Origin of the sequence: Xanthobacter sp. 126 (genome assembly GCF_000526175.1) — a bacterium.
GTDB lineage: Bacteria > Pseudomonadota > Alphaproteobacteria > Rhizobiales > Xanthobacteraceae > Xanthobacter > Xanthobacter aminoxidans.
In genome coordinates this window covers 3,796,969-3,821,724 of the sequence record NZ_JAFO01000001.1, presented here as the reverse complement: position 1 = coordinate 3,821,724, position 24,756 = coordinate 3,796,969, and the positions used below count along the sequence as shown (strand labels likewise).

At 68.0% G+C, this 24,756-nt stretch carries 21 protein-coding genes and 1 riboswitch; of the genes, 13 read left to right on the top strand and 8 right to left on the bottom strand.

The window, feature by feature from the left end:
- Window positions 1-1,308, bottom strand: coding sequence for an extracellular solute-binding protein (locus tag XAN126_RS0118175; RefSeq protein WP_024280006.1), 1,308 nt, complete (start codon window positions 1,306-1,308; stop codon window positions 1-3).
- Between the two features lie 203 nt (window positions 1,309-1,511).
- Here XAN126_RS0118175 and XAN126_RS0118170 point away from each other — a divergent pair, with 203 nt between their 5' ends.
- The gene (locus XAN126_RS0118170; protein ID WP_029877364.1) at window positions 1,512-3,209 is read left to right on the top strand and encodes an IlvD/Edd family dehydratase; all 1,698 of its coding nucleotides are present in this window, start codon (window positions 1,512-1,514) and stop codon (window positions 3,207-3,209) included.
- A gap of 11 nt (window positions 3,210-3,220) precedes the next feature.
- A complete protein-coding gene (locus XAN126_RS0118165) occupies window positions 3,221-4,099 on the top strand; it encodes an amidohydrolase family protein (protein WP_024280005.1) in 879 nt (292 codons plus the stop codon).
- 2 nt (window positions 4,100-4,101) lie between these two features.
- Here XAN126_RS0118165 and XAN126_RS0118160 read toward each other — a convergent pair whose 3' ends face one another.
- A complete protein-coding gene (locus XAN126_RS0118160) occupies window positions 4,102-5,511 on the bottom strand; it encodes a PLP-dependent aminotransferase family protein (protein ID WP_024280004.1) in 1,410 nt (469 codons plus the stop codon).
- 224 nt (window positions 5,512-5,735) lie between these two features.
- Between XAN126_RS0118160 and XAN126_RS0118155 the strand changes: the two genes are divergently transcribed.
- Together XAN126_RS0118155 and XAN126_RS0118150 are read left to right on the top strand one after the other, a co-directional pair.
- Entirely contained in the window at window positions 5,736-7,019 is a 1,284-nt protein-coding gene (locus XAN126_RS0118155; protein ID WP_024280003.1) for a hydroxymethylglutaryl-CoA reductase, degradative, read from the top strand.
- 47 nt (window positions 7,020-7,066) lie between these two features.
- Window positions 7,067-8,299, top strand: coding sequence for an ABC transporter substrate-binding protein (locus XAN126_RS0118150; protein WP_024280002.1), 1,233 nt, complete (start codon window positions 7,067-7,069; stop codon window positions 8,297-8,299).
- Between the two features lie 200 nt (window positions 8,300-8,499).
- Here the strand turns inward: XAN126_RS0118150 and XAN126_RS0118145 are convergent, their stop codons facing one another.
- Window positions 8,500-10,362 carry a TRAP transporter large permease subunit gene (locus tag XAN126_RS0118145; RefSeq protein WP_024280001.1) on the bottom strand — a complete coding sequence of 621 codons (1,863 nt, stop codon included), beginning with the start codon at window positions 10,360-10,362 and terminating at the stop codon, window positions 8,500-8,502.
- Window positions 10,363-10,892: 530 nt separating this feature from the next.
- Here XAN126_RS0118145 and XAN126_RS0118140 point away from each other — a divergent pair.
- Window positions 10,893-11,285: a hypothetical protein gene (locus XAN126_RS0118140; protein ID WP_024280000.1), complete on the top strand. Its 393-nt coding sequence runs from the start codon at window positions 10,893-10,895 to the stop codon at window positions 11,283-11,285.
- A gap of 137 nt (window positions 11,286-11,422) precedes the next feature.
- Here XAN126_RS0118140 and XAN126_RS0118135 read toward each other — a convergent pair whose 3' ends face one another.
- The 4 genes from XAN126_RS0118135 to XAN126_RS0118120 all read right to left on the bottom strand — a co-directional run bounded on the left by XAN126_RS0118135 (window position 11,423) and on the right by XAN126_RS0118120 (window position 13,536).
- Window positions 11,423-11,965 carry a hypothetical protein gene (locus XAN126_RS0118135; protein WP_024279999.1) on the bottom strand — a complete coding sequence of 181 codons (543 nt, stop codon included), beginning with the start codon at window positions 11,963-11,965 and terminating at the stop codon, window positions 11,423-11,425.
- Window positions 11,966-12,035: 70 nt separating this feature from the next.
- Window positions 12,036-12,449, bottom strand: coding sequence for an arsenate reductase (glutaredoxin) (gene arsC, locus XAN126_RS0118130; protein ID WP_024279998.1), 414 nt, complete (start codon window positions 12,447-12,449; stop codon window positions 12,036-12,038).
- Entirely contained in the window at window positions 12,446-13,144 is a 699-nt protein-coding gene (locus XAN126_RS0118125; protein ID WP_029877360.1) for an MIP/aquaporin family protein, read from the bottom strand. Before XAN126_RS0118125 ends, arsC begins: the two co-directional genes overlap by 4 nt.
- A gap of 29 nt (window positions 13,145-13,173) precedes the next feature.
- Entirely contained in the window at window positions 13,174-13,536 is a 363-nt protein-coding gene (locus XAN126_RS0118120; protein ID WP_024279996.1) for a metalloregulator ArsR/SmtB family transcription factor, read from the bottom strand.
- A 220-nt stretch (window positions 13,537-13,756) separates the two neighbouring features.
- Here XAN126_RS0118120 and XAN126_RS0118115 point away from each other — a divergent pair, with 220 nt between their 5' ends.
- Window positions 13,757-14,908 carry an Mrp/NBP35 family ATP-binding protein gene (locus XAN126_RS0118115; protein ID WP_024279995.1) on the top strand — a complete coding sequence of 384 codons (1,152 nt, stop codon included), beginning with the start codon at window positions 13,757-13,759 and terminating at the stop codon, window positions 14,906-14,908.
- Window positions 14,909-15,091: 183 nt separating this feature from the next.
- A complete protein-coding gene (locus XAN126_RS0118110) occupies window positions 15,092-16,183 on the top strand; it encodes a TRAP transporter substrate-binding protein (RefSeq protein ID WP_024279994.1) in 1,092 nt (363 codons plus the stop codon).
- Between the two features lie 69 nt (window positions 16,184-16,252).
- Here XAN126_RS0118110 and XAN126_RS0118105 read toward each other — a convergent pair whose 3' ends face one another.
- Complete coding sequence (locus tag XAN126_RS0118105; protein WP_024279993.1) at window positions 16,253-16,675, bottom strand: hypothetical protein; 423 nt, start codon at window positions 16,673-16,675, stop codon at window positions 16,253-16,255.
- A gap of 208 nt (window positions 16,676-16,883) precedes the next feature.
- Here XAN126_RS0118105 and XAN126_RS0118100 point away from each other — a divergent pair, with 208 nt between their 5' ends.
- The 6 genes from XAN126_RS0118100 to cobW all read left to right on the top strand — a co-directional run bounded on the left by XAN126_RS0118100 (window position 16,884) and on the right by cobW (window position 24,754).
- Window positions 16,884-17,816 (top strand): glycine--tRNA ligase subunit alpha, encoded by a 933-nt coding sequence (locus XAN126_RS0118100; RefSeq protein ID WP_029877358.1) that lies wholly within the window; start codon window positions 16,884-16,886, stop codon window positions 17,814-17,816.
- A gap of 82 nt (window positions 17,817-17,898) precedes the next feature.
- Window positions 17,899-19,227: an MFS transporter gene (locus XAN126_RS0118095; protein WP_024279991.1), complete on the top strand. Its 1,329-nt coding sequence runs from the start codon at window positions 17,899-17,901 to the stop codon at window positions 19,225-19,227.
- Between the two features lie 27 nt (window positions 19,228-19,254).
- Window positions 19,255-20,562 carry an MFS transporter gene (locus XAN126_RS0118090; RefSeq protein WP_051460630.1) on the top strand — a complete coding sequence of 436 codons (1,308 nt, stop codon included), beginning with the start codon at window positions 19,255-19,257 and terminating at the stop codon, window positions 20,560-20,562.
- Between the two features lie 107 nt (window positions 20,563-20,669).
- Window positions 20,670-22,901, top strand: a complete 2,232-nt coding sequence (gene glyS / locus XAN126_RS0118085) for a glycine--tRNA ligase subunit beta (protein WP_024279989.1) — start codon at window positions 20,670-20,672, stop codon at window positions 22,899-22,901.
- Between the two features lie 70 nt (window positions 22,902-22,971).
- Window positions 22,972-23,173, top strand: a riboswitch (cobalamin riboswitch).
- A 58-nt stretch (window positions 23,174-23,231) separates the two neighbouring features.
- The gene (locus XAN126_RS26470) at window positions 23,232-23,723 is read left to right on the top strand and encodes a DUF1636 family protein (protein WP_024279988.1); all 492 of its coding nucleotides are present in this window, start codon (window positions 23,232-23,234) and stop codon (window positions 23,721-23,723) included.
- Window positions 23,720-24,754, top strand: coding sequence for a cobalamin biosynthesis protein CobW (gene cobW, locus XAN126_RS0118070; RefSeq protein ID WP_024279987.1), 1,035 nt, complete (start codon window positions 23,720-23,722; stop codon window positions 24,752-24,754). Before XAN126_RS26470 ends, cobW begins: the two co-directional genes overlap by 4 nt.
- Window positions 24,755-24,756: the final 2 nt, after the last annotated feature.

Here is a 24,756-nt window from a genome sequence, read left to right as displayed (position 1 = left end):
TCACTTCTTCAGGCAGGCGGCGTCCATCTTCTCCGCCGCATCGGCAACGCTGATGAGGCCGGCGGGGAAGGCGTTATTCATGACCTGGATGTAGGTTTCGGCGCACTTGGCCCGGTAGTAGAGCAAGGGCGTGCCAAAGAAGTAGGTCACGTCCTTGTTACGGGCGTTCAGCTCGTCGAAATAGGCCTTGTGGGGGCTGACGATATTCGCCGGATCGGACTTGAGCCCGCTCTGCAGCGACACCTCGCTGATCCACTTGGTGCCGTTCTCGGCATTGGCCATGGATTTCAGCAGCGCGCCGGCACAATCCTTGTTCTTGCCCTTGGAATACATGACGAAGCTGCCGGCCACCGCCAGCGTCTTGCAGTTCGGGCAGGCGCCCTTGTCCATGGCGGGGAACTTCATGATGCCCAGCGGGAAGTTCGCCGGCATGCCGCCTTTCTCCGGCGCGGCGAAGGCGCGGCCGGTGAACCAGCTGGGGTCGGGGAAGGTGAGGGAGCCCGGAGAATTGTAGAAGTAGAAGTGGGACTCGCCGAGCTTCAGGGTGGAGAAGCTCTTGGGATAGGCGCCGGCATCCACCAGCTCCTTCACCCAGGTCATCACCTCCTGCACGCGCGGATCCTTGAACGACAGTTCGCCGTTCAGAAGCTTCTTGTAGTCGTCCGGGCCGAGCTTGCGCAGCAGGGATTCGAACAGCAGCTGTCCGCCGGGGAACGGCCGGTCGCCCACGCCCTGCGACACCGGCGTGATGCCGGAGGCGACGCCCTTCTTCACCAGATCGGTGAACTGCGCCTGGGTGAGCTGGAAGGAGGCCGGCACGTCTACGCCCACCTTCTTCACCAGATCCTTGTTGTAGTAGAGCTCGACCGTATAGGCCTCCACCGGCACGCCATAGACTTTGCCCTTGGAGGTCCAGGCGGGCTTGGCCCAGTCTTCGAGGCCGTTGAGATCGATGTAGCCGTCGAGGGGCTCCAGGAAGCCGCCGGCGAGGAATTCCGGCTGGTCGGGCTCCATGTAGAAGATGTCCGGGGCCTGCCCGGTGCGCACGGCGGACTTCGCCTGGGTATAGATGTCGGCCTTGGGGATGAAGCTGAGCTTCACCGTGCACTGCTTGTTGGCGGCCTCGAAGTCCTTCACCCGGGCCGTCACCCATTCCTTCTTGGCGGGCTCGTCGGGCCAGTTGCTCCACATGGTGATTTCGGTTTGCGCGAAGGCGTGGCCCCCGCCCATCGCCGCGGTCATGGCGATGGCCGCGCACAGGCCGCGCCCCCACCCCAACGTCTTTCCGGCGCCTCGAATGCTCGTCATCCGCGTTCCTCCCGCTAAGTCCCGTTATGCCCGGGGTTTGCCGGGAGACTGGGCGGAGGTCGGATTATTGTCAATAATGATTCCGAATGTCGGCGCACTTTTCGTCTTATGTCGCGTTTGTGGGCATGTATTATTGACAATCAGATCGGGCGGGGAAATTCTCCGCCTTCAGGTCGGCGATGATCGGCACGGGGAAGGCGAGGATGGCGCGGGGACTGCGAAAAGGATTGACGAGCTACGGCGACGACGGGTTTGCGCTGTTCCTGCGCAAGGCCTTCATCAAGGCCATGGGCTATTCGGACGATGCGCTGGACCGGCCCATCGTCGGCATCACCAACACCTACAGCGATTACAACCCCTGCCACGGCAACGCGCCCCAGCTCATCGAGGCGGTGAAGCGCGGGGTGATGCTCGCGGGCGCCATGCCCATGGTGTTTCCCACCATCTCCATCCACGAGAGCTTCGCCCATCCCACCTCCATGTTCCTGCGCAACCTGATGGCCATGGACACGGAGGAGATGATCCGCGCCCAGCCCATGGACGCGGTGGTGGTGATCGGCGGCTGCGACAAGACGCTGCCGGCGCAGATCATGGCCGCGGCGAGCGTGGACCTGCCGACCGTGGTGGTCCCGGTCGGCCCCATGGTGGTGGGCCATCATCGCGGCGAGGTGCTGGGCGCCTGCACCGATTGCCGGCGCCTGTGGAGCGCCCACCGGGCGGGCGAGATCGACGAGGCCGAGATCGACATCGTGAACGGCCGCCTCGCGCCGTCGGTGGGCACCTGCATGGTGATGGGAACGGCCTCCACCATGGCCTGCATCACCGAGACGCTCGGACTTTCCCTGCCCATGAGCGCGTCCATCCCCGCGCCGCATGCCGAGCGCGTGCGGCTCGCCGAGCAGAGCGGCAAGGTCGCCGCGCGGCTCGCGGTGGAGGGCGGGCCGAAGCCCAGCGAACTGCTCACCCCCGCCGCCTTCCACAATGCGCTGGTGGTGATGCAGGCCATCGGCGGCTCCACCAACGGCATCATCCACCTCACCGCCATCGCCAACCGCGCCGGCGTGCGGCTGGAGCTGGAGACGCTGGATGCCATCGGCCGCGACGTGCCGGTGCTGGTGGATCTGAAGCCCTCCGGCGCCCACTACATGGAGCATTTTCACCATGCCGGCGGCGTGCCCAAGCTGCTCAAGCAGCTCGGCGACCTGATCGATCTCGACGCGCCGACCGTATCTGGCGGCACCCTGCGCGAGATGGTCGAGGCCGCCGAGGAGGTGCCCGGCCAGGATGTCATTCGGCCCCGCTCCAACCCCATCAAGGCGCAGGGCTCCATGGTGGTGCTACGCGGCAATCTCGCGCCCGGCGGCGCCATCCTGAAGCAGGCGGCGGCAAGCGATCGATTGTTGCAGCACATCGGCCGCGCGCTGGTGTTCGATTCGGTGGCCGACATGGCCGCGCGCATCGACGATCCCGACCTCGACGTCACCGCCGACGATGTGCTGGTGCTGCGCAACACCGGCCCCAAGGGCGCGCCGGGCATGCCCGAGGCGGGCTATCTGCCCATTCCGAAGAAGCTCGGGCGGCAGGGCGTGAAGGACATGGTGCGCATCTCCGATGCCCGTATGAGCGGTACGGCCTTCGGCACCATCGTGCTGCACATCACGCCCGAATCGGCGGTGGGCGGGCCGCTGGCGCTGGTTAAGAGCGGCGACATGATCCGCCTCGACGTGGAAGGCCGGCGCATCGACCTTCTGGTGGCGGAAGACGAACTCGCCCGCCGCCGCGCCATCCTCGCGGAGGTGCCGGAAAAGCCGCTGCCGGAGCGGGGCTATGCCCGGCTGTTCCAGCAGACCGTGCTGCAGGCGGACGAGGGCTGCGACTTCGACTTCATGGTCCCGCGCTGAGGCACGCGATCATGAGCGCCGCCGCTCCGCTCTGCCTGCCGCCGCGCCCCATCTCGGCGACGCCGGACGCGCGCGCACTGCCGCCGGGGACGTGCGACACGCACATGCATGTGTTCGGCCCGCCCGAGCGCTATCCGCTGGTCGCCGGCCGCAACTACACGCCTCAGCCGGTGACGTTCGATGCCTACCGGCCGGTGATGGCGGCGCTGGGCATCGATCGCGCGGTGCTGGTGCAGCCGAGCGTCTACGGCACGGACAATTCGGCCCTGCTCGACACGCTGCGGCGTGACCCTGAACACCTGCGCGGCGTGGTCGTGGTTGCGCCGGAGGTGAGCGATGCCGAGCTTGCGGGGCTCCACGGTCTGGGCGTGCGCGGCATCCGCATCAACCGGCGCAACCCTGGCGGGCTGTCGCTGGAAGATCTGGCGCGCCTCGCCGCGCGGATCGGGGCGTTCGGCTGGCATATCCAGCTGCAGGCGGTGATCGGCGAAGGCTTCATCCTCGCGCCCATCGTGCGCGCCTGCCCGGTGCCGGTGGTGCTAGACCACATGGGATTCCTCGCCCCCGGCCTGCCGCTGGAGGGCGGCCCCTTCGGCGAGGTGCTGGAGCTTGTTGCCGAAGGCAATCTCTGGGTGAAGCTTTCCGCGCCCTACCGCCTGTGCCGCCGCGAGCCGGATGGTTATGCGGCGCTCGCGCCCTATGTGGCGGCCCTCCTCGCCTGTCGCACCGACCGGCTGCTCTGGGCCAGCGATTGGCCGCACACGGAGCTGTTCAAGGCAATGCCCGACGATCTCGACCCCGCCCTCCTGCTCGGGCTCGATCGCGCCGATGCGGACACCCGCCGCCGCATCTTCATCGACAATCCCGCCGCGCTCTACGGCTTCGACTGAGATCAGCCCAATATCTCGCCCATGAACTTCTCGAAGCGCGGGTCGTCCGCATAGGCCACGTTTATCCGCAGCGATGGCCGGCGGGGCTCTGCATCCGGATGGAATACCGCGCCCGGTGCCAGGAGGATGCCGCGCTCGGCGGCGCGGCGGGAGAGGGCGCTGTCGTCCAGCCCGTCGGGCAGTTCGCACCAGAGATAGAAGCCGCCGCCCGGTGGGCCGAAGATGGGCAGGCCGAGCCGGCCCAGCGTTGCCTGCGCCTGGTCTGTCGCGGCGGAGACGCGGCCGCGCAAGCGCTTGAGATGGCGCCGATATTGGCCGGACGTGATGAGATCGTGGACGATGCGCTCCACATAGCCGGAGGAGTTCACGCTCGTCACCATCTTGAGCGCCCCCAGCCGCTCGATGAGATCGGCGGAGGCCACCACATAGCCGCAGCGCAGGCTCGCCGAGAGGGTCTTGGCGAAGGTACCCACATGGATCACCCGCTCCAGCTGGTCCAGCGAGGCGAGGCGTGGGTGGGAGGCGGGCAGGATATCGGCGAACGGGTCGCTCTCCACCACCAGCAGGCCATGGCGGGTGGCCACCTGCAACAGCCGGTAGGCCACCGCGGGCGTGAGCGAGGAGCCGGTGGGGTTGTGCGCCAGCGACTGGGTGAAGAACAGCTTGGCGCCGGACTGCGCCGCCTTCTCGGCGAGGTCCGCCACGTCCGGCCCCTCCGGCGTGCGGCGGACGCCCAGCGTGCGCGCCTTGGCGAGGCGCAGCTTGCCGAAAAGGGGATAATAGCCGGGCGAATCCACCAGCACCGTGTCGCCCGGTTCCACCAGCATGCGCACGATCAGGTCCAGTGCGTGATTGGCGCCCTGCGTCAGCAGCACCCGCGCGGGATCGGCGGCGATGGCCCGCTCGGCGAGGAGCGCGGCGATCGCTTCGCGCAGCAGGGGGAAGCCGAAGGGGCTGCCATAGCTGGCGGGGAAGGGGCGGCGGCCGGGGCGGTTGATGGGCTTGAGATAGCGCCCCACCTCCGAGCCTTCCATCCATGAGGGGGGAGGGCGCCCGTCGCCCACGCGCACGTCGTAATGCTGCTCCAGCTGCTCGCGCAGCAGCCACACGCTGTCCACCGCCTCGATGACGGCGGGCACGGCGGGCGGACGCACCGGCGCGGCGCGCGTGCGCATCACGTAGAAGCCGGAGCCGGGCCGCGCCTCGATGCGGCCGGAGGCGGCGAGCCGTTCATAGGCCTCCACCAGCGTGTTGCGTGACACGCCGTAGGCCGCGAAGGCGGCACGGATGGAAGGCAGCTTCTCCCCCGGCCGCAACTGGCCGGCATCGATGCGGCGCGACAGGAGGCGGACCACGGCGTCCACCCGCGTCAGGCTCTTGTCGTCCTCAAGAAGCTGCTCGATCGTACCCATATAGAGAAGGGTACGGCTGCATCGTTTCCAACGCAAAGTGTTCCTTGCCGTACCCCTCGCCGCAGCGGAAAGTCCGCCCCAACAGGCGCGCCATGCGCGGCCGACAAGAGACAGGGACGGAACGCCGGAACCGCGCCACCCGAAAAGGGTGCGGTGGGCTTGCCTTCGCGCCTGCCTCGCGTCCGCCACCCGGCGATGCCGCGCGACCACAGGAAGGCCCCAAGATGACCAGCGCCGCCGGCTCCAACCGCTCCTCCCGCATTGCCGGCTTCCACAAATTGAGCCCGCGCGACCGGCTCGATCTCGTCGCCGGCTTCGCCGGGCTGGACGAGGCGCAGGTCGCGCACCTCGCCAACATGGGCAATCTCGATCCGGTGCTCGCCGACAAGCTGATCGAGAACGTCATCGGCACCATGAACATTCCGGTGGGCGTCGCCACCAACATGAAGATCGACGGCGAGGACGTGCTTGTCCCCATGGCGACGGAGGAATCCTCCGTGGTCGCCGCCGTCTGCAACGCGGCGAAGCAGGTTTACGAGACCGGCTTCTTCACCTCGGTCTCCGGCAATCTGATGATCGCGCAGGTGCAGGCGGTGGACGTGTCCGATCCGGCCGGCGCGCGCATCCGCATCCTGGAGAAGCGGGACGAGATCAAGGCCGCGTGCGATGCCTGCGATCCGGTGCTGGTCTCGCTCGGCGGCGGCTTCCGCGATCTTGAGGTACGCCTGCTCGACACGCCGTCGGGCACCATGGTCGTCACCCATCTCATCGTCGATACGCGCGATGCCATGGGCGCCAACGCCGTGAACACGATGGCGGAGAAGCTCGCGCCCGCCATCGCCGCGTGGAGCGGCGGGCGGGTCTATCTGCGCATCCTCTCCAATCTCGCCGACCGCCGCCTTGCCCGCGCCCGCGCGGTGTGGAAGGCGGCCGACATCGGTGGCGAGGCGGTGCGCGACGGCATCGTTTCCGCCTACGGGTTCGCTGCCGCCGATCCCTACCGTGCCGCCACCCACAACAAGGGCATCATGAACGGCATCTCCGCCGTGGTGCTCGCCACCGGCAACGACACCCGCGCGGTGGAGGCCGGCGCCCATGCCTATGCCGCCCGCTCGGGCCGCTATTCCTCGCTGACCACCTATGAGGTGGACAAGGACGGCAACCTTTCCGCCTCCATCGAGTTGCCGCTGGCGGTGGGGCTCATCGGCGGCGCCACCAAGGTGCATCCCACGGCGCGGGCGTGCCTCGCTATCCTCGGCGTCACCACCGCCGAGCGGCTCGCCCGCATCATCGCGGCGGTGGGACTGGCGCAGAATTTCTCGGCGCTGAAGGCGCTGGCCACCACCGGCATCCAGAAGGGCCACATGGCGCTTCATGCCCAGAACATCGCCATGATGGCGGGTGCGGTCGGCGAGGAGATCGACCGCGTGGCCCGCCTTCTCGTGGAGCGGGCCAGCGTGCGCATGGACGTGGCGCAGAAGGTGCTCGAAGAGGTGCGCGGCAGCTGACCGCGCGGGTTTCAAGAACAGCCAGAAGAACACACAGGGAGAAAACCATGCTCAGGAAAACCCGGCTCGCGCTCGTCGCGGGCGCCACATTCCTCGCCGCGGCGCACTTCGCCGCGCCGACGCCCGCCCGCGCGGAAATCCCCGGCAACAAGATCCGCCTCGGCGTACTCACCGACCTGAACGGAAACGGCGCCGATTCCACCGGCACCGGCTCCGTCGTGTCGGCGCGTCTGGCCGCGGAAGATTTCAAGAAGGCTCATCCCGGCATCGAGGTGGAGGTGATCTCCCTCGATCACCAGAACAAGCCGGATGTCGGCTCCGCCGCCGCCCGCAAGTGGGTGGCAGACGGCACCGTGGATGCCATCCTCGACGTGCCCTTCTCCTCGGTGGCGCTGGCGGTGCAGGAGGTGGTGCGCGGCACCAACGTCGCGTTCATCGCCTCCGGCCCCGGCACGGCGCTGCTCACCGGCGAGAAGTGCTCGCCCAACACCGTCCACTGGACCTACGACACCTGGGCGCTCGCCCACGGCACGGCCGCTGCGCTCTTGAAGGCGAAGAAGGACACCTGGTTCTTCGTGACCGCCGACTACGCCTTCGGCCACGCGCTGGAGGCCGATGCCATGGCCGTGGTGAAGGCCTCGCCCGATGGCAAGGTGCTCGGCTCCGTCCGCCATCCGCCGAATGCGTCGGACTTCTCCTCCTTCATCCTGCAGGCGCAGGCCAGCGGCGCGCAGGTGGTGGCCCTCGCCAATGCGGTGGGCGACACCATCAACTCGGTGAAGGCGGCGGCCGAGTTCGGCCTCACCCAGAAGCAGAGCCTCGCCGCGCTGCTGATGCAGGTCACTGACGTGCATTCCCTCGGCCTGCCGGTGGCCAAGGGCCTGTTCCTCACCGAAGGCTTCTACTGGAACATGAATGACGGCACCCGCGCCTATGCCGACCGCTTCGCGGCGCAGATGAACGGCCGCCGCCCGACTGCCAACCAGGCGGGCGTCTATTCCGGCGCGCTCCACTATCTGCGCGCCGCCGCTGCGGCCAACACCACCGAGGGCCAGAAGGTGGTGGCGAAGATGAAGGAGATGCCCTCCGACGATCCGCTGTTCGGCAAGGGCGAGGTGCGTGCCGACGGCCGGCACATCCACAACATGTACCTGTTCCAGGTGAAGACGCCGGACCAGTCCAAGGGGCCGTGGGACTATTACAATCTCGTCGAGACCATCCCCGCCAAGGACGCCTTCCGCCCCATGGCCGATGGCAAGTGCCCGATGGTGAAGGGCTGACCTCCTAGAGCGCGATCCGATCAAATTGAATCAATTTGATGGGTGAATCGCCCTCTAACTTGAAAAGAGAGAACGCGTTGTCCGATCAGCTTGCGACGCAAGCTGATCGGCGCGTGCTCTAGCCTCTCATGAAAACCGGCCGGATCGCCCTGCGATCCGGCCGGTTTGCGTTTGGGGTGTCGGTGGCTCAGCCCGTCCGGTCACAGGAAGCCGGTGGAGATCCACGGCACGGCGGCGACGATGATCAGGCCGATGAGCAGCGCGATCATGTAGCCCACGATGGGCTTCATGCCCGCGTCCGGGCTGATGCGGCTGATGGCGCAGGCGGCGTAATAGCCCACGCCGAACGGCGGCGCGAACAGGCCCATGCCCATGGCGAGGATCACCACCATGGAATAGTGCACCTCGTTCACTCCCACCTGCTTGGCGATGGGGAAGAGGAGGGGGCCGAACAGCACGATGGCGGGGATGCCCTCCAGCACCGAGCCCAGCACCACGAAGGCGACGATGGACACCGCGAGGAAGCTCGCCGACCCGCCCGGCAGGGCGCGCATGGCCTCGGCCAAAGCGTTGGAAAAGCCGGACTGGGTGAGCGCCCAGGCCATGCCGGTGGCGGCGCCGATGATGAACAGGATGGCGCCGGAGAGCGCCGCCGTGTCCACCAGCATGGGGAACAGGCGGCGGAAATCGAACCGGCGATAGATGAGCAGGCCCGCCACCACCGAATAGACGATGCCGATGGTGGACACTTCGGTGGCGGTGGCGACGCCCTCGATCACCGCTGCGCGGATGACGAACGGCAAAGCGATGGCCGGCACGGAGATGATGAAGGCGCGCCCGACCTCGCCCCAGCTCGCCTTGGTGACGCCGCTCAGATCCTCGTGGCGATAACGCCACCACACCACCGAGCACAAGGCGATGGCGAGCACTAGCGCCGGCAGCAGGCCGCCGGTGAACAAAGCGGCGATGGACACGCCCGTGACCGAGCCGATGGTGATGAGCACGATGGAGGGCGGGATCGTCTCGGTCTGCGCGCCGGTGGCCGAGAGCAGCGCCACGAGGTCGCCGGGCTTGGCGCCGCGCTTGGTCATTTCCGGAAACAGCACCGGGGCGACGGCCGCCATGTCCGCCGCCTTTGAGCCGGAGATGCCGGAGACGAGGTACATGGCGCCCACCAGCACATAATGCAGGCCGCCGCGCACATGGCCGAGCAGGCTGGCGAGGAAGGCGACCATGGCCTTCGCCATGCCGGTCATCTCGATGAGCTGGCCGAGGAACACGAACAGCGGCACGGCGAGCAGGATCAGGTGGCCCATGCCCTCATCGAAGCGGCCGATCACCACCATGCTCGGCGTGTGGGTGGAAAGCGAGATGTAGGCGAAGGTGGCGAGGCCGAAGGAGAAGGCGATGGGCACCGCCATCAGCACCATCACGCCCACGCCGAACAGGAAGAAGATCAGCAAATTGTAGTTGCCCAGCGTTCGGAACACCGGTCCGAGCGCATAGAAGCCGCCGACGATGGCGGCGACCACGAGGATGGCGATGACCGTGTCGCGGCCGGTGGCGTGCTGGGCGAGCTTCAGCAGCCCCACCATCAGCATCAGCGCCGTGCCCACCGGAATGGCGGCGGCGCGCCAGGTGTTGGGGATCTCCAGCGCCGGCATCACCACATAGGCTTCCTCCTGCGCATATTCGATGGCCGGGTGGAGGATCATCAGCAGGAAGGCCACGGCGGCGGCGATGGCGATCATGTCGAAGAAGGCGCGGGCGCGCGGCTTCATCATGCCGACGATGGCCGTCATGCGCATGTGCTCGCCGCGATTGAGCGCGATCACCGAGCCGAACAGGGACAGCCAGAGGAAGAGCATGGAGGCGAGCTCATCCGACCAGATGAGCGGCTTGTGCAGGGCATAGCGGAAGATGACGCCCGCCAGCAGCACGAGGATTTCGGCCACCACCAGCACCGCGGCCGGAATCTCCGTCAGCCATCCGAGGACGGCGCTGGCCTTGACCGCCCAGGCGCGTCCGATCACGTCCGAAGGGTCATGGGTGTGTAGCGACATGGAGACCTCTTGGCACGGTGCAGGCGTTTCGCGTCCACGTCCGGAGCGCCGACTCAAGACGATGCGCTGAACCGTCCCCGAAGATCGACGCGGGCTCAAGAGGGTAAGCGCACTATCTGCCCGCGTCGCATCGATCTGCCGGGCTTGCCCCCGGCATTTTTTCACGGCCCGGCCCCCGCGGAGAGGTGTTCCTGCCGCGGTCGCACACAAGCTCGCGCTGCAGCATGGCGCCGTCCTCGCGCGCCATCTGTCGCGTCGGTGGAGGAGAGTGCGGTGGGGACCGCTACAGGTGGGTGCGCTTGGAAATATATGGAAATATGAAGCAACGAATGGCTTGGCGATCGAAGACTGTAAAAGCAGGACACCACAAGAAATCGCGCATCCACGCCGTCAGAACGATGACGCGGCACGCATGTTGATTTACAATTCATAACATGCGCCGACTTCGGCGGAGGCTATGAAGCAGATATGTTTGGCACTGGGGCGGAGGTTGAAAATTCTGGTGCCCTATGCGTCATTGTGCAGTCGCCATGGCCTGCGCCCTGCTGGCATTCCCCTTCCTGACGGAAGACGGCAAGGCTGCCGAGCGCGGAGCGCAGGCGCTGTCCGAGGATGACGTGCTTTTCCTGCGGTGCGGCAGCTCCGCAGCGCCGTCGGCCTCCGACACCTTCAGCTTTTCCAAGGCCTATAAGGTCGATCCGAAGGCGGGCGAGGTCTTTGCGTTCGATGGCGCGCGTGACGTCTTCGTCGCTGCCGGCCAGTGCGCGGTTGGTCCGGATGTCATCACCTGCCAATACGACAATCCGGGTGCGGCGCAATATCAATCGATCACCATCCATCGGGCCGATGGCGCGTTCAGGCGGGAGATCACCGTCCGCGATGTCCATATCACATCCGAGGGCGCCTGCCGGAAGAGCCTGTGACGGGGCTCAACATTCACACAGCCTGCTCGGAGAGCCGGCCCAGTTCGCGTGAGACGAGATTGCGATAGACGCCCGGCCGGCGCACCAGCGCCTCGGGCGTGCAGTTCAGTGAAATTGCCGTGGTCGGCCGGGTGAGACTATTTCCGCAGCACCACCCGGTGGCGGGTGATGATCTCGTCCATCTCCGTCCGCTGGATCGACATGGTTTCGGACAGCCGCATGGCGATTTCCTGGATGGCCGCCTGGGCGGCATCCTCAAGCACCAGCTTCTTCGCCTTCTCGATGCAGTAGCCGGTAAACAGCGCATCCTGCTCCGGGCCGAGGGCGAGGCCGGATTTGAGCGTGAGGACTTCCGCCGCGTCGCTGCGATGGGAATTCACCTTCGGCGAATAGAGCGAGGCGTGCCGCCGCCAGTATTCCGCCTCCGCGACCTGCCCGGCCATGAGCACGACGATGGCGTCGGCCGCCCGGCGCCGGTCGGCTTCCTGCGAGAGGTCGAGCGGGGCGCTTTCCCCATGGGCGAACCGCGTTTCCCCGCTCAACCCGTCCGGCGGGCGCAGCAGCGCTTCGGTCACGTCCCGCTTGAGCAGGATGGCCACCAAAGCGTGTCCGGCCTCGTGGACCGCGATGGCCTTGCGGCGGATGCCAAGGGGAATCTCATGGGCGGGCGTGACGGTCATGGGCGGGTTCACGACAAGGGACCTGAGCGAAGCATTTCCCGTACCAGTCGCGGCCCGCCCCGCCGTCTCCCTAGCGACCGGTCGTCACCACCTCGCCGTCCTCCTTGGTGAAGCTCTCCGGCGGCGTCTCCAGCAGGTCGAGTACCACCTCCGAAGGCCGGCACAGGCGGGTGCCCTTGGGAGTCACCACGATGGGCCGGTTCACCAGGATGGGGTGCTCGACCATGGCGTCGAGCAATTGCGCCTCCGTCACGCCCGGCTCGGCCAGCTTCAGCTCGGCGACGAGCGGCTCCTTGGCGCGCAGGAGATCGCGCAGGGGCGCGCCGGTGGCGGCGGCGAGGTCCGTGAGCTGCGCCTTGGTCCATCCGGTCTTCAGATACTCGACCACGGTGGGCTCGACGCCGGAGGCGCGGATCATCGCGAGGGTATTGCGCGACGTGCCGCAGCGCGGGTTGTGGTAGATGGTGACGGGAAAATCGCTCATGGGCGGGATCTCTCGCGGAAAAGCCAGCCGCACAGGGCTGCGGCGGCGAGGGCGCCCGCCGATTGGGCGAGCAGGAACAGGGGAACGGACTGGGGCGCGATGCCGGCGAAGGTATCGCTGAGGCTCCGCGCCAGCGTCACCGCCGGGTTGGCGAACGAGGTGGAGGCCGTGAACCAGTAGGCCGAGGTGATATAGAGGCCGACCACGGCCGGCACCATCTGCGGGCGCACGCGCACGGTGGCGAGGATCGCCGTCACGAGGCCGAAGGTTGCCACCGCCTCCGAGAAGCCCTGTGCCGGCCCGTCCCGGAGCTTGCCGGAAATCTGCACCATGGGCTCGGCGAACATGGCATGGGCGGCGAGGACGCCCGCGACGGCCCCGGCAAGCTGGGCGGCCATATAGGCGCCGGCGGCGCGCCATCCGATCTCCCGCCGCATCGCGAACACTAGCGTCACCGCCGGATTGAAGTGTGCCCCGGACACCGGGCCGAAGGCGGCGATCAGCACGACGAGCCCCGCGCCGGTGGCCAGCGTGTTGCCCAGCAGGGCGATCGCTGTGTTCCCGCCCGCCAGCCGCTCGCCCATGATGCCCGAGCCGATGACGATGGCGAGCAGCAGCGCGGTTCCGAGGGTTTCGGCGGCGATGCGGCGGGACAGATCGAAGGCGGGAGACGCCGCGATGGGCCGGGCCTCCATGAGTGCGGCGACGGGCGGGCTGATCTGGTTCATGACGGCTGCCGTTCCTGCACGGTCTTTGGGGCGCACGTGCCGGCTGCCGGCCCCGCCGGAGCGCACAGCTCGGGCTGGCCCCCGCAGCACTTGTCGGTGAGAAAGGCGATGAGATCGCTCACCGTCTCGTACTGCGCGGCATAGATGATGGAGCGGCCCTCGCGGCGCGATGTCACAAGCCCGGCGTGGGCGAGCACGGAGAGGCTGGCCGACAGCGTATTCGGGGGAACGCCGAGCCGCCGCGCCATCTCCCCGGCTGCAAGCCCCTCCGGCCCCGCTTCGACCAGAAGGCGCAGCGCACTGAGGCGCCCCTCATGGGCGAGGGCGGAGAAGATGGGGGCGGCCTGATATAGTTCCATATTTCATGTATAATGGAAATATAGCCCTGCCGCAACAGTCGGACTAAAAGAATGTCCATGGGAGATCGGCGTCAACTCTGCCTAGGGTTTAATCAGCGCCCATATGTCGGGCTTTGCAGTCGCCGCCTCTCGTGCGAATCAGAAGATGATTTCAAATCATTCCAGTCCGGCCCCCGCGCCTGCCCCACACGCGCGCCGACCGGCCGGGGAGTTGAGTGACATGATGAGCCACACGGCCGAGCTTTCCGAGGACACCGTCCGTTCCACGCTCGCGAAGGTGCGCACGCCCGAAGGCGTGGCGCTTTCCGTCTCGCCGGCCTTGTCCGGCGTCGTGGTCACGTCGGGCAAGGTCTATCTCTCCATCAACATCGATCCGGCCCAGGCACGGGCGTGGGAGGATGTGCGTATCGCCGCCGAGAACGCGGTGAAGGCGCTGCCGGGCGTCGCCTCGGCCCTCGTCACCCTCACCGCCGAGCGCAAGCAGGCGCCGGCGGCCGCGCATAGTCATGGCCACGGCCATGCCCATGGCGGTGCTCATGGAGGAGCCCCTGCGCCGCGCGGCATCGCCGTGCCGGGCGTCGCCTCCATCATCGCGGTGGCTTCGGGCAAGGGCGGCGTGGGCAAGTCCACCACCTCCATCAACCTCGCCATCGCGCTTCGGGATCTCGGCCTGAAGGTCGGCCTGCTTGATGCCGACATCTACGGCCCCTCGGTGCCGCGCCTCACCGGCGTCGCCCAGAAGCCGGAGACCACGGCGGACGGCAAGACCATGCTGCCGCTGGAGAATTTCGGCCTGCAGCTGATGTCCATCGGCTTCCTCGTGGAGGAAGACACGCCGATGATCTGGCGCGGGCCGATGGTCATGTCCGCCATCTCGCAGATGCTGAAGGACGTGAAGTGGGGTCCGCTCGACGTGCTGGTGGTGGACATGCCCCCCGGCACGGGCGATGCCCAGCTCACCATGGCGCAGCAGGTGAACCTCGCCGGCGCGGTCATCGTCTCCACCCCGCAGGACCTCGCCTTGATCGATGCGCGGCGCGGCGTCGCCATGTTCGAGCGGGTGAACGTGCCGATCCTCGGCGTTGTGGAGAACATGTCCCACTTCATCTGCCCGCACTGCGGCGGCCGGTCCGACATCTTCGGCCACGGCGGCGCCCATGCGGAGGCGGACAAGCTGGGCGTGCCGTTCCTCGGCGAAATCCCGCTGCACATGCGCATCCGCGAGATGTCGGACGCCGGCCTGCCGATCCTGATCTCCGATCCCGACAGCCCGCAGGCGGCGGCCTACCGGCATGTGGCGACCGGCGTGAAGGCGGCCCTCGACAAGGCCACGGCCCAGACCCGGCAGGCGCCGCGCATCGTCATCGAGTGACGCACCGGCGGCCCCGGCCGATCCGGTGCCGTGAATTTGAGCCGCCGGGGCATTTTTTCCCCGGCGCGTGGCGATTCATACCTTCCTCCGCGTTGAGCCCGAACGGCGCGTGCTCTAAAAGCGGTACGACGGCCCGCCCATAGAAGCGGCGCTGCGATGTGAAAGAGCCCCAGGGAGTTCTCCATGAAACGCCGTGAGTTCCTCACCGCCGCCAGCGCGGGTGTCGCCGCTTCCGCAGCCGTGGCCATGCCGGCGATCGCCCAGACGGCGCCGGAAGTGAAGTGGCGCTGCACGTCGTCCTTCCCCAAGTCCCTCGACACCATCTACGGCGCCGCCGAGCTGATGGCGAAGCAGGTGGCCGACGCGACCGACGGCAAGTTCCAGATCCAGGTGTTCGCGGCGGGTGAAATCGTCCCCGGCCTGCAGGCGCTTGACGCCACCACCAACAAGACCGTCGAGATGTGCCACTCGGCGTCGTATTACTACGTGGGCAAGGACCCGACCTTCGGCCTCGGCACCGCCGTGCCGTTCGGCCTCAACGCCCGCCAGATCAACGCGTGGTTCCTGTTCGGCAACGGCATGAACCTGCTCAACGAATTCTACAAGAAGTACGGCGTCGTGATGTTCCCCGGTGGCAACACCGGCGGCCAGATGGGCGGCTGGTTCCGCAAGGAAATCAAGACCGTCGAGGACCTCAAGGGCCTCAAGATGCGTATCGCCGGCATCGGCGGCCAGGTGCTCGCCAAGCTCGGCGTTGTGCCGCAGCAGCTCGCCGGCGGCGACATCTATCCCGCGCTGGAGAAGGGCACCATCGACGCGGCCGAGTGGGTCGGCCCGTATGACGACGAGAAGCTCGGCCTCTACAAGGTCGCCCAGTATTATTACTTCCCGGGCTGGTGGGAGGGCTCCGCCGCCCTCAACTTCTTCGTCAACCAGGACAAGCTCGCCGAGTTGCCGAAGAACTACAAGTCCATCCTCACCGCCGCCATGGCGCAGGCCAACGAGAGCATGCTCGCGAGCTACGACGCCAAGAACCCGGTGTCGGTGCAGAGCCTGGTGAAGGCCGGCACCCAGCTGCGCCGCTATCCCAGCGACGTGATGGACGCCGCCTACAAGGCCTCGCAGCAGCTCTATGAGGAAATCAGCGGCAAGAACGAGGACTTCAAGAAGATCTACGAGGACATGAAGACGTTCCGCAACAACGCCTATCTCTGGTGGCAGATCGTCGAGTTCACCTACGACGACTTCATGGTCCGCGCCCGCAGCCGCGGCTGATCGAAGCCGCCGCGCGTCGAGTTAAAGCCCCGGAGCATGGCTCCGGGGCTTTTTCTTTGCTCAGTACGCTCAACGCGTGCCGCCGGGGCTCGCCTGGGTGCGGCCGCCTTCCTGCGCCGGACCCTTGTGCGTGTCCTGGCCCGGCGTGGTGCCGGACCGCGGCGTCACCGTGCCGGTGGTGTCCATGGCCGGCGCGTTGCCGCTGGCCGAGCCGCCGGGCGTCGCCTGGGTGCGGCCGGCCTCCTGCGCCGGTCCCTTGTGGGTATCCTGGCCCGCGGACATGCCGGAGTGCGGGGTGGACGGCGCGCCGGGGCCGGGCGCGGTCATGCCGCTGCCGCTGGGACCGGGGGTCGCCTGGGTGCGTCCGCCTTCCTGCGCGGGGCCGCGCTGGGGGTTCTGGCCGGGCGCGGTGCCGGACTGGGCGCTCGCGGCGCCGGTCATGGCGATGAGGGCGGCGGCGGCGACGGGAATGGCGTACTTTGCGATGTTCATGCGGGGTCTCCCTCCAATTGACTGTACGGCAGGACAACCGCGGAGACCGCATTTCGGTTCAGTGCCGATTTTCAGCCGGCCAAAGCGAAGTTGCCCCGCCCACGTTGCAATCGCCCCAGCCACTGCCTAGTGTCCGCGCGCCTGAGGCCCCCGTCCCGCGCTGCCGGGGAGGGCGCGCCGGGGTCACGTTGCTGCGAGCTGTTCCGAAATGATCGACGAGAGCCTTCCCGCCCACATGCGCCCCGACCGCTCGTTCCAGGCGCTGCTCCTGACCCTTCAGCGATTCTGGGCGGACCAGGGCTGCGTGGTGCTCCAGCCTTATGACATGGAAGTGGGCGCCGGCACCTTCCACCCGGCGACGACCCTGCGTGCGCTCGGCCCGAAGCACTGGAAGGCCGCCTATGTGCAGCCCTCGCGCCGCCCCAAGGACGGCCGCTACGGCGAGAACCCCAACCGGCTCCAGCATTATTACCAGTTCCAGGTTATCCTGAAGCCCTCGCCGGAGAACCTCCAGGAGCTGTACCTGCAATCTCTGGCGGCCATCGGCGTGGACCTGAAGCTGCACGACGTGCGCTTCGTGGAAGACGACTGGGAGAGCCCGACGCTGGGCGCCTGGGGCCTCGGCTGGGAATGCTGGTGCGACGGCATGGAGGTGTCGCAGTTCACCTATTTCCAGCAGGTGGCGGGCTTCGAGTGCGCGCCGGTCTCCGGCGAGCTCACCTACGGCCTCGAACGCCTCGCCATGTATGTGCAGGGCGTGGAGAACGTCTACGACCTCAATTTCAACGGCCGCGAGGGCGCCGAGAAGACCACCTACGGCGACGTCTTTCTTCAGGCCGAACGGGAATATTCCCGGCACAATTTCGAGGCCGCCGACACCGCCATGCTGTTCGAGCAGTTCCGCATGGCCGAGGCCGCCTGCCACAAGTATCTGGCCTTCGGCGACAAGGGCGAGACGCACGACATGGCCCTGCCGGCCTATGACCAGTGCATCAAGGCCTCCCACGTCTTCAACCTATTGGACGCGCGCGGCGTGATCTCCGTCACCGAGCGGCAGAGCTACATCCTGCGGGTGCGGGAACTCGCCAAGGCCTGCGGCGCCGCATGGCTGAAGACGGCGGGCGGCGGCGCTGCGGCCTGAGGGTCAGCGGTAAAGAATTGCCCCGCCTAGGGCCTGGTGTTAGCTGAAGCGGAGCCGCACCCGCCCGCCGTCCGGACCCACCATGACCGCCACCGATGTCGGCACCCGTGACCTGTCCGGCATCCGGCCGCCGGGCGCGTCCCATCCGGGCGGCGCGTCGCCGCGCCTGCTCGCGGCGGGCGCCGTGGGCAATCTGCTCGAGTGGTACGACTTCGCCTCCTACGGCTTCCTCGCGCCTATCTTCGCCCGCACCTTCTTTCCGGCCGAGGATGCGCTGGTGGGGCTCATCTCCGCCTTCGGCCTGTTCGGCGCGGCCTTCCTGATGCGGCCCTTGGGGGCGATCCTGTTCGGCCATGTGGGCGACAGGTTCGGCCCTCGCATCGCCCTCATCGCCTCGGTCTCGGTCATGAGCTGCGCCACGGTAGGCATCGGCCTGTTGCCCACCTATGCCACGGCCGGCGTCCTCGCCCCCTTGCTGCTCCTCATCCTGCGGCTGTTGCAAGGCCTGTCCATCGGCGGGGAATACACCACCTCCTCCATCTATCTCGCTGAGCATGCCGTGCCCCGCCATCGCGGCCTCACCGCCGCCTTCTCCACGGCGGGCGGGCAGACCGGCACGCTCATCGGCTCCGGCGTGTGCGCGCTGCTGAGCGCGCTTCTGTCGGCGGAGGCGATGCAGGGATTCGGCTGGCGGCTGCCGTTCCTGCTGGGCGCGGTGCTCGGCATCACCGCGCTGGTGCTGCGCCGGCCCCGGCCCGGCGATCGCGGGGGCAGTAAGGCGCGGGGGCTGCCGCTGGCGCGGGCCTTCCGGGAGGCCGGCGGCTCCATCGTCGCCGCGATGCTGGTGACCGTGTTCGTCGGCGCCGATACCTATCTCCTGTTCGTCTACCTGCCGACCTATATGGAGCAGGAGGCCGGCCTTGCCCCCGCGACCGCCCTGGCCTTCACCACCCTCGCGCTGATCGTGTCGGTGATCTGCTGCCTGCTGTTCGGCGCGCTGTCGGATCGCATCGGCCGGCGCCGGATCGTGGCGGCGGGGCTGTCCGGCTTCGTCCTTCTCTCCTGGCCGCTGTTCCTGCTGCTGCGCGGCGGTAGCCCGGCGGAAGTGCTGGCCGCGCAGCTCGTCTTCTCGGTGATGGCCGCGGCGGTCACGAGCCCGCTGCCGGCGCTGCTGGTGGAATTGTTCGAGACGCCGGTGCGGTGCAGCGCCATGGGCTTTGCCTGGAATCTCGGCATCGGCGTCTCCGGCGGCTTTGCGCCCATGCTGGCCACCTATTTCGTGACCGGCCTCGGCCTCACCATGGCACCGGCGGTCCACCTGATGGGGCTGGCGGCCGTCGCGCTGGTGGGCGTCGCGGCCCTCGCCGAACGCCGGGGCCGGGTGCTGGACGCACCTTCCCAATGGCCCTAACGCTTGAGCGGAGCAGGAACGGGATCGATGAGCAGCATTGCGCATAACGAGGTCGAAGACGTCTCCGGCGGGATGGCGCCCGACGGCGCGCCCGTCCTCTCGCGCCGGCTGATGGCCGCCGGGATGCTCGGCAACGTGCTGGAATGGTACGATTTCGCCGTCTACGGCTTCCTCGCCAGCATCTTCGCCCGCAACTTCTTCCCCGAGTCGAGCCCCACGGCGGCCATGCTCTCGGTGTTCGGCGTGTTCGCCGCCTCCTTCCTCATGCGGCCTTTGGGCTCGGTGCTGTTCGGTCATATCGGCGACCGGCTGGGCCGGCGCGCCGCGCTCATGTCCTCCGCCGCGCTCATGAGCATCTCCACCTTCTGCGTCGGCCTCCTGCCCACCTATGAGACGGCCGGGGTTCTCTCCGCCGTGCTGCTGCTGGTGCTGCGCCTGGCGCAGGGGCTTTCCGTGGGCGGGGAATACATGACCTCCGCCGTCTTCCTGGCGGAGAATGCGCAGCTGCGCTGGCGCGGGGCGGTGACGTCGCTGGTCATCGTCGGCTGCAATGGCGGGATGCTGCTGGGCTCTGCGGTGGGTGCGCTGGTCTCCGGCCTCATGTCGGCGGACGACCTCGCCGCCTGGGGCTGGCGCATTCCCTTCCTGCTCGGCTGCCTGCTGGGCGGCTTTGCCCTCATCCTGCGCCGGACGGTGGCGCGCGACGTGAAGCCGGTGCACCGGCCGACCCTGCCGGTGGTGGAGGCCTTCCGCGAGAGTGGCGGCGGCATCCTCAGGGCGACGCTCATCAATATCGTGCTGGGCATCGCCTATTACCTCTCCTTCGTCTATCTCGCGACCTGGCTGCAGCAGCAGGACCATTTCACCCCCCATGTGGCGCTGGAGCTGAACGCCGTGAGCATGGCGGTGGTGATGGCGGGGTGCTTCGGCTTCGCCGCGCTGTCCGACCGCATCGGCCGCAAGCCGCTCATCGTCGGCGGATTCCTGTGCCTTGCCGTGTTCACCTGGCCGCTGTTCCTGCTGCTGGGTTCCGGCTCGGCCGGGCTGGCGCTGCTGGGACAGCTGGGTTTTGCGGTGATCGTCTCCATCTATGGTGGACCCATGGCGGTGGCGCTGGTGGAGATGTTTCCCCGCCACACCCGCTGCACGGCCGTGGGGCTGAGCTGGAATCTCGGCCTCGGCCTCGGCGGGGGCACGGCGCCCATGGTGGCGGTCTTGCTGGTGAGTCTCACCGGCGATGCCATGGCCCCGGCCTTCTTCATGATCGCCGGCGGCGTGGTGGCCTTCCTCGCTGCGCTGGGGCTCACGGAGATGCGCGGCCGCTCCCTCGACTGAGCCCGCCCCCTCGACGCGGCGGCCGAAAGGCACTAGCACAGGCCGCGAAATTCACCCGCCGCGCGCAAGCGCCAGCCTCCCCGCACGGGGAGGACGAGCCCGAACCGATGCCCGATCTTCTGCTCGAACTTTTTTCCGAGGAAATCCCCGCCCGCATGCAGGCCCAGGCGGCCGACGCGCTGAAGAAGCTCGTCACCGACTCTTTGGTGGAGCGCGGCCTGCTCTATGAGGGCGCGAAAGCCTTCGTGACGCCGCGTCGCCTCGCGCTCGCCGTGCACGGCCTGCCCGGCCGGCAGGCGGACCAGCGGGAAGAGAAGAAGGGGCCGCGCGTGGGCGCGCCCGAGCAGGCGGTGGCCGGCTTCCTGAAGGCGGCGGGCCTCGCCTCCCTCGATCAGGCGACCATCCAGTCCGACCCCAAGAAGGGCGATTTCTACGTGGCCGTGGTGGAAAAGCCCGGCCGCGCCACCACCGAGGTGGTGGCCGAAATCGTGCCGGACATCATCCGCAAGTTCCCTTGGCCGAAATCCATGCGCTGGGGTTCCGGCACGCTGCGCTGGGTGCGCCCGCTGCATTCCATCGTCGCCACCTTCGGCGCCGAGGGGGATGAGCCGGAGGTGGTGCATTTCTCGGTGGACGGCATCGAGGCCTCGAACGTCACGCGCGGCCACCGCTTCATGGCGCCCGAGCCCTTCACCGTGAAGCGGCTGGACGACTGGATGGCGAAGCTGGAGGCCGCCAGGGTGGTGGCCGACCGCGACCGCCGCAAGGAAATCATCCTCAACGACGCCAAGGACCTCGCCCTCGCCGCCGGCCTTGAGCTGGTGGAGGACGAGGGCCTGCTGGACGAGGTGTGCGGGCTGGTCGAATGGCCGGTGGTGCTGATGGGTTCGTTCGAGGCGCGCTTCCTCGACATCCCGGACGAGGTGATCCGCGCCACCATCCGCGCCAACCAGAAGTGCTTCGTGCTGAAGGACCCCAAGACGGGGCGCCTCGCCAACCGCTTCATCCTCATCTCGAACCTCGTCGCCTCGGACGGCGGCGCGGCCATCGTCGCCGGCAACGAGCGCGTCATCCGCGCCCGCCTGTCGGATGCGAAATTCTTCTGGGACACGGACCGGCTGAACGGCCTCGCGAGCCGCATGCCCAAGTTCCAGTCCATCACCTTCCACGAGAAGCTGGGCTCCCAGGCCGAGCGCATCGAGCGCATCCGCCGCCTCGCGGTGGAACTGGCCCCCAAGGTCGGCGCACCGGTGGCGCTGGCCGAGGAGGCCGCGCTGGTGGCCAAGGCGGATTTGCTCACGGAAGTCGTGGGCGAGTTCCCCGAGCTTCAGGGCCTCATGGGCCGCTACTACGCGCAGGGCGAAAACCTCCCCCCGGAAGTCGCCGCCGCCTGCGAGGAGCACTACAAGCCGCAGGGGCCGAACGACCGCGTGCCCACCGCGCCGGTTTCCGTGGCCGTGGCGCTGGCGGACAAGATCGACACTTTGGTGGGCTTCTGGGCGATTGATGAGAAGCCGACGGGATCGAAGGACCCCTATGCGCTGCGCCGGGCGGCGCTGGGGGTGATCCGGATTGTGCTGGAGAATGGGATCAGGTTGCGTTTGTTGAAAATTTTGCCCGTTCCGTTCGCGCTTTTGCTGAATCAGGATCGCGTCAAACAAATAAAAGAAAAATATGAAGCATTGGCAGGTGTGTCAGCGAGCTTTGGCGAGAGCATGACCAATGCTTTGCATGAAGAAGCTCAGAAAGATGTCGGCCTAGATTCTATCAAAAAAGTGGTAAAAGAGCGTGGCCCCGACACGCTGGAAACAGCTCTCGACCTCCTCGCCTTCTTCGCCGACCGCCTGAAAGTCTACCTCCGCGACCGTGGCGCCCGCCACGACCTCGTGGACGCCGTCTTCGCCCTCGAGGGGCAGGACGATTTGCTCCTCGTGGTCCGCCGCGTGGAAGCGCTCGCCGCCTTCCTCGCCACCGAGGATGGCACGAACCTCCTCGCCGGCTATCGCCGCGCGGTGAACATCCTGCGCATCGAGGAGAAGAAGGACGGCCGCGCCTTCGCCGGCCCCACCGTCGCCGCACTGCTCAAGGAGCCGGCCGAGGAGCACCTCGCCGCTGCCATCGACGATGTGAAGGCCCGCGTCTCCAAGGCCGTCGCGGCCGAGGATTTCGAGGCGGCCATGACCGCGCTCTCCGACCTACGCCAGCCGGTAGATGCCTTCTTCGACGCGGTGACGGTGAACGACGCCGATCCCGCGCTGCGCGAGAACCGCCTGAAGCTGCTCGATGAAATCCGCGCCGCCACCCGCGGCATCGCCGATTTCGACCGCATCGAGGGGTAGGGCGCTCCGGCTTCGCCGTCGCTGGTCCGGGGTTCCACGCCCTCATTTGACAATCCCGCCCGCCACTGCCTTTAGTGGCGGCGTCGAAGGTCCCGTGGTCCCACACGGGCGTAAAAGGGAATGCGGTGCGGAGGCGAAGAGCTTCCAATGCCGCGGCTGCCCCCGCAACTGTCGGCGGTGAGCCCCTGCCAGACGCCACTGGAGCAATCCGGGAAGGCGGCGGGGGCGGTGAACCGCGAGCCAGGAGACCTGCCTTCGACGAGGTCCGCGCCGGGCGGGGTGCTCCGGTATTGCGTCCCTTCGAGCCCGTGCGCGCGGGCGCTCGCACCCGTGGACGTTTCGGTGGAGCGCGGCGCGATTCCCGACAGCACAGCACCCGAGCCGGGCGGCGACAGCCCGGAAGCCGGCTGCGCGCCGCAAGCTACGCCAGAAGCCGCGCGCGAAACCGCCCCCGCCGTCACCCTCCTCATCTGCACCACCTGCCGCGCCCCCGGTAGCGACGCCCCACCCGACGCCGAGCGTGACGGCGCACGTCTCCTCGCCTCGGCCTGCGCCGCGTCCCTCCCCGAAGGCGTCGCGGTGGAAGGCGTTTCTTGCCTCGCCAATTGCAAGCGCGCGCTCTCCGCCGCCATGGTCCGCCGCGACGGCTGGACCTATGTGTTCGGCGACCTCGCCCCCGACAGCGCGCCGGACCTTCTCACCGGCGCGGCGCTGCTGGCCGGCTCGCAAGACGGCCTGATGCCCTGGCGCGGCCGGCCGGACGTGCTCAAGCGCGGCATGGTCGCGCGCATTCCCCCGCTCACCCTCAAGGAGACCCGATGACCTCCCTCGCCCGCGTGCCCTGTACCATCGTCACCGGCTTCCTCGGCGCCGGAAAGACGACGCTGATCCGTCACGTGCTGGAGAATGCCGGCGGCAAGCGCCTCGCGGTCATCGTCAACGAGTTTGGCGACGTGGGCATCGATGGCGAGATCCTCAAGGGCTGCGGCATCGAGAGCTGCGACGAGGGCTCCATCGTGGAACTGGCCAATGGCTGCCTGTGCTGCACCGTGGCGGATGATTTCGTGCCGGCGCTGGACCAGATCCTCGCCCGCGCCCCGAAGGTGGACCACATCCTCATCGAGACCTCCGGCCTCGCGCTGCCAAAGCCGTTGGTGCAGGCCTTCCAGTGGCCGGCCATCAAGGGCCGGGTGACGGTGGACGGCGTGATCGCGGTGGTGGACGGCCCGGCGCTGGCCGAAGGCCGCGTCGCGCCCGATCTCGCCGCGCTCGACGCGCAGCGGGCCGGGGACGAGAGCCTCGACCATGACGACCCGGTGGAAGAGGTGTTCGAGGACCAGATCGCCTGTGCCGATCTCGTCGTCCTCTCCAAGTCCGATCTGCTCGATGCGGCCGGGTTCATCGCCGCCGAGAAGGCGGTGGCCGGCGCCCTGCCGCGCGCGGTGAAGCTGGTGCGGTCCTCGGGCGGCAAGGTGGATCTGGCGGTGCTGCTCGGCCTTGGCGTCGGCGCGGAGGATGTGATCGACACCCGCCGCACCCATCACGACGACGAGGAAGACCACGACCACGACGAGTTCGAGAGCATCGTCCTCGCTTTGCCGGAGATCGCCGATCCCGCCGCTTTGGCGGCGCGCGTGGTGAAGGCGGCGGAGACGCCGGACGTGCTGCGCGTGAAGGGCTTCGCCGCCGTGGAAGGCAAGCCGCTGCGCCTGCTGGTGCAGGGCGTCGGCCCGCGCGTGTCGCACCATTTCGACCGCGCTTGGGGCGCGGAAGAGGCGCGGCGCGGGGCGCTGGTGGTCATCGGCCTCAAGGGCTTCGACCGCGCGGCGGTGGAGCAGGCCATCCTCGGCTAGCC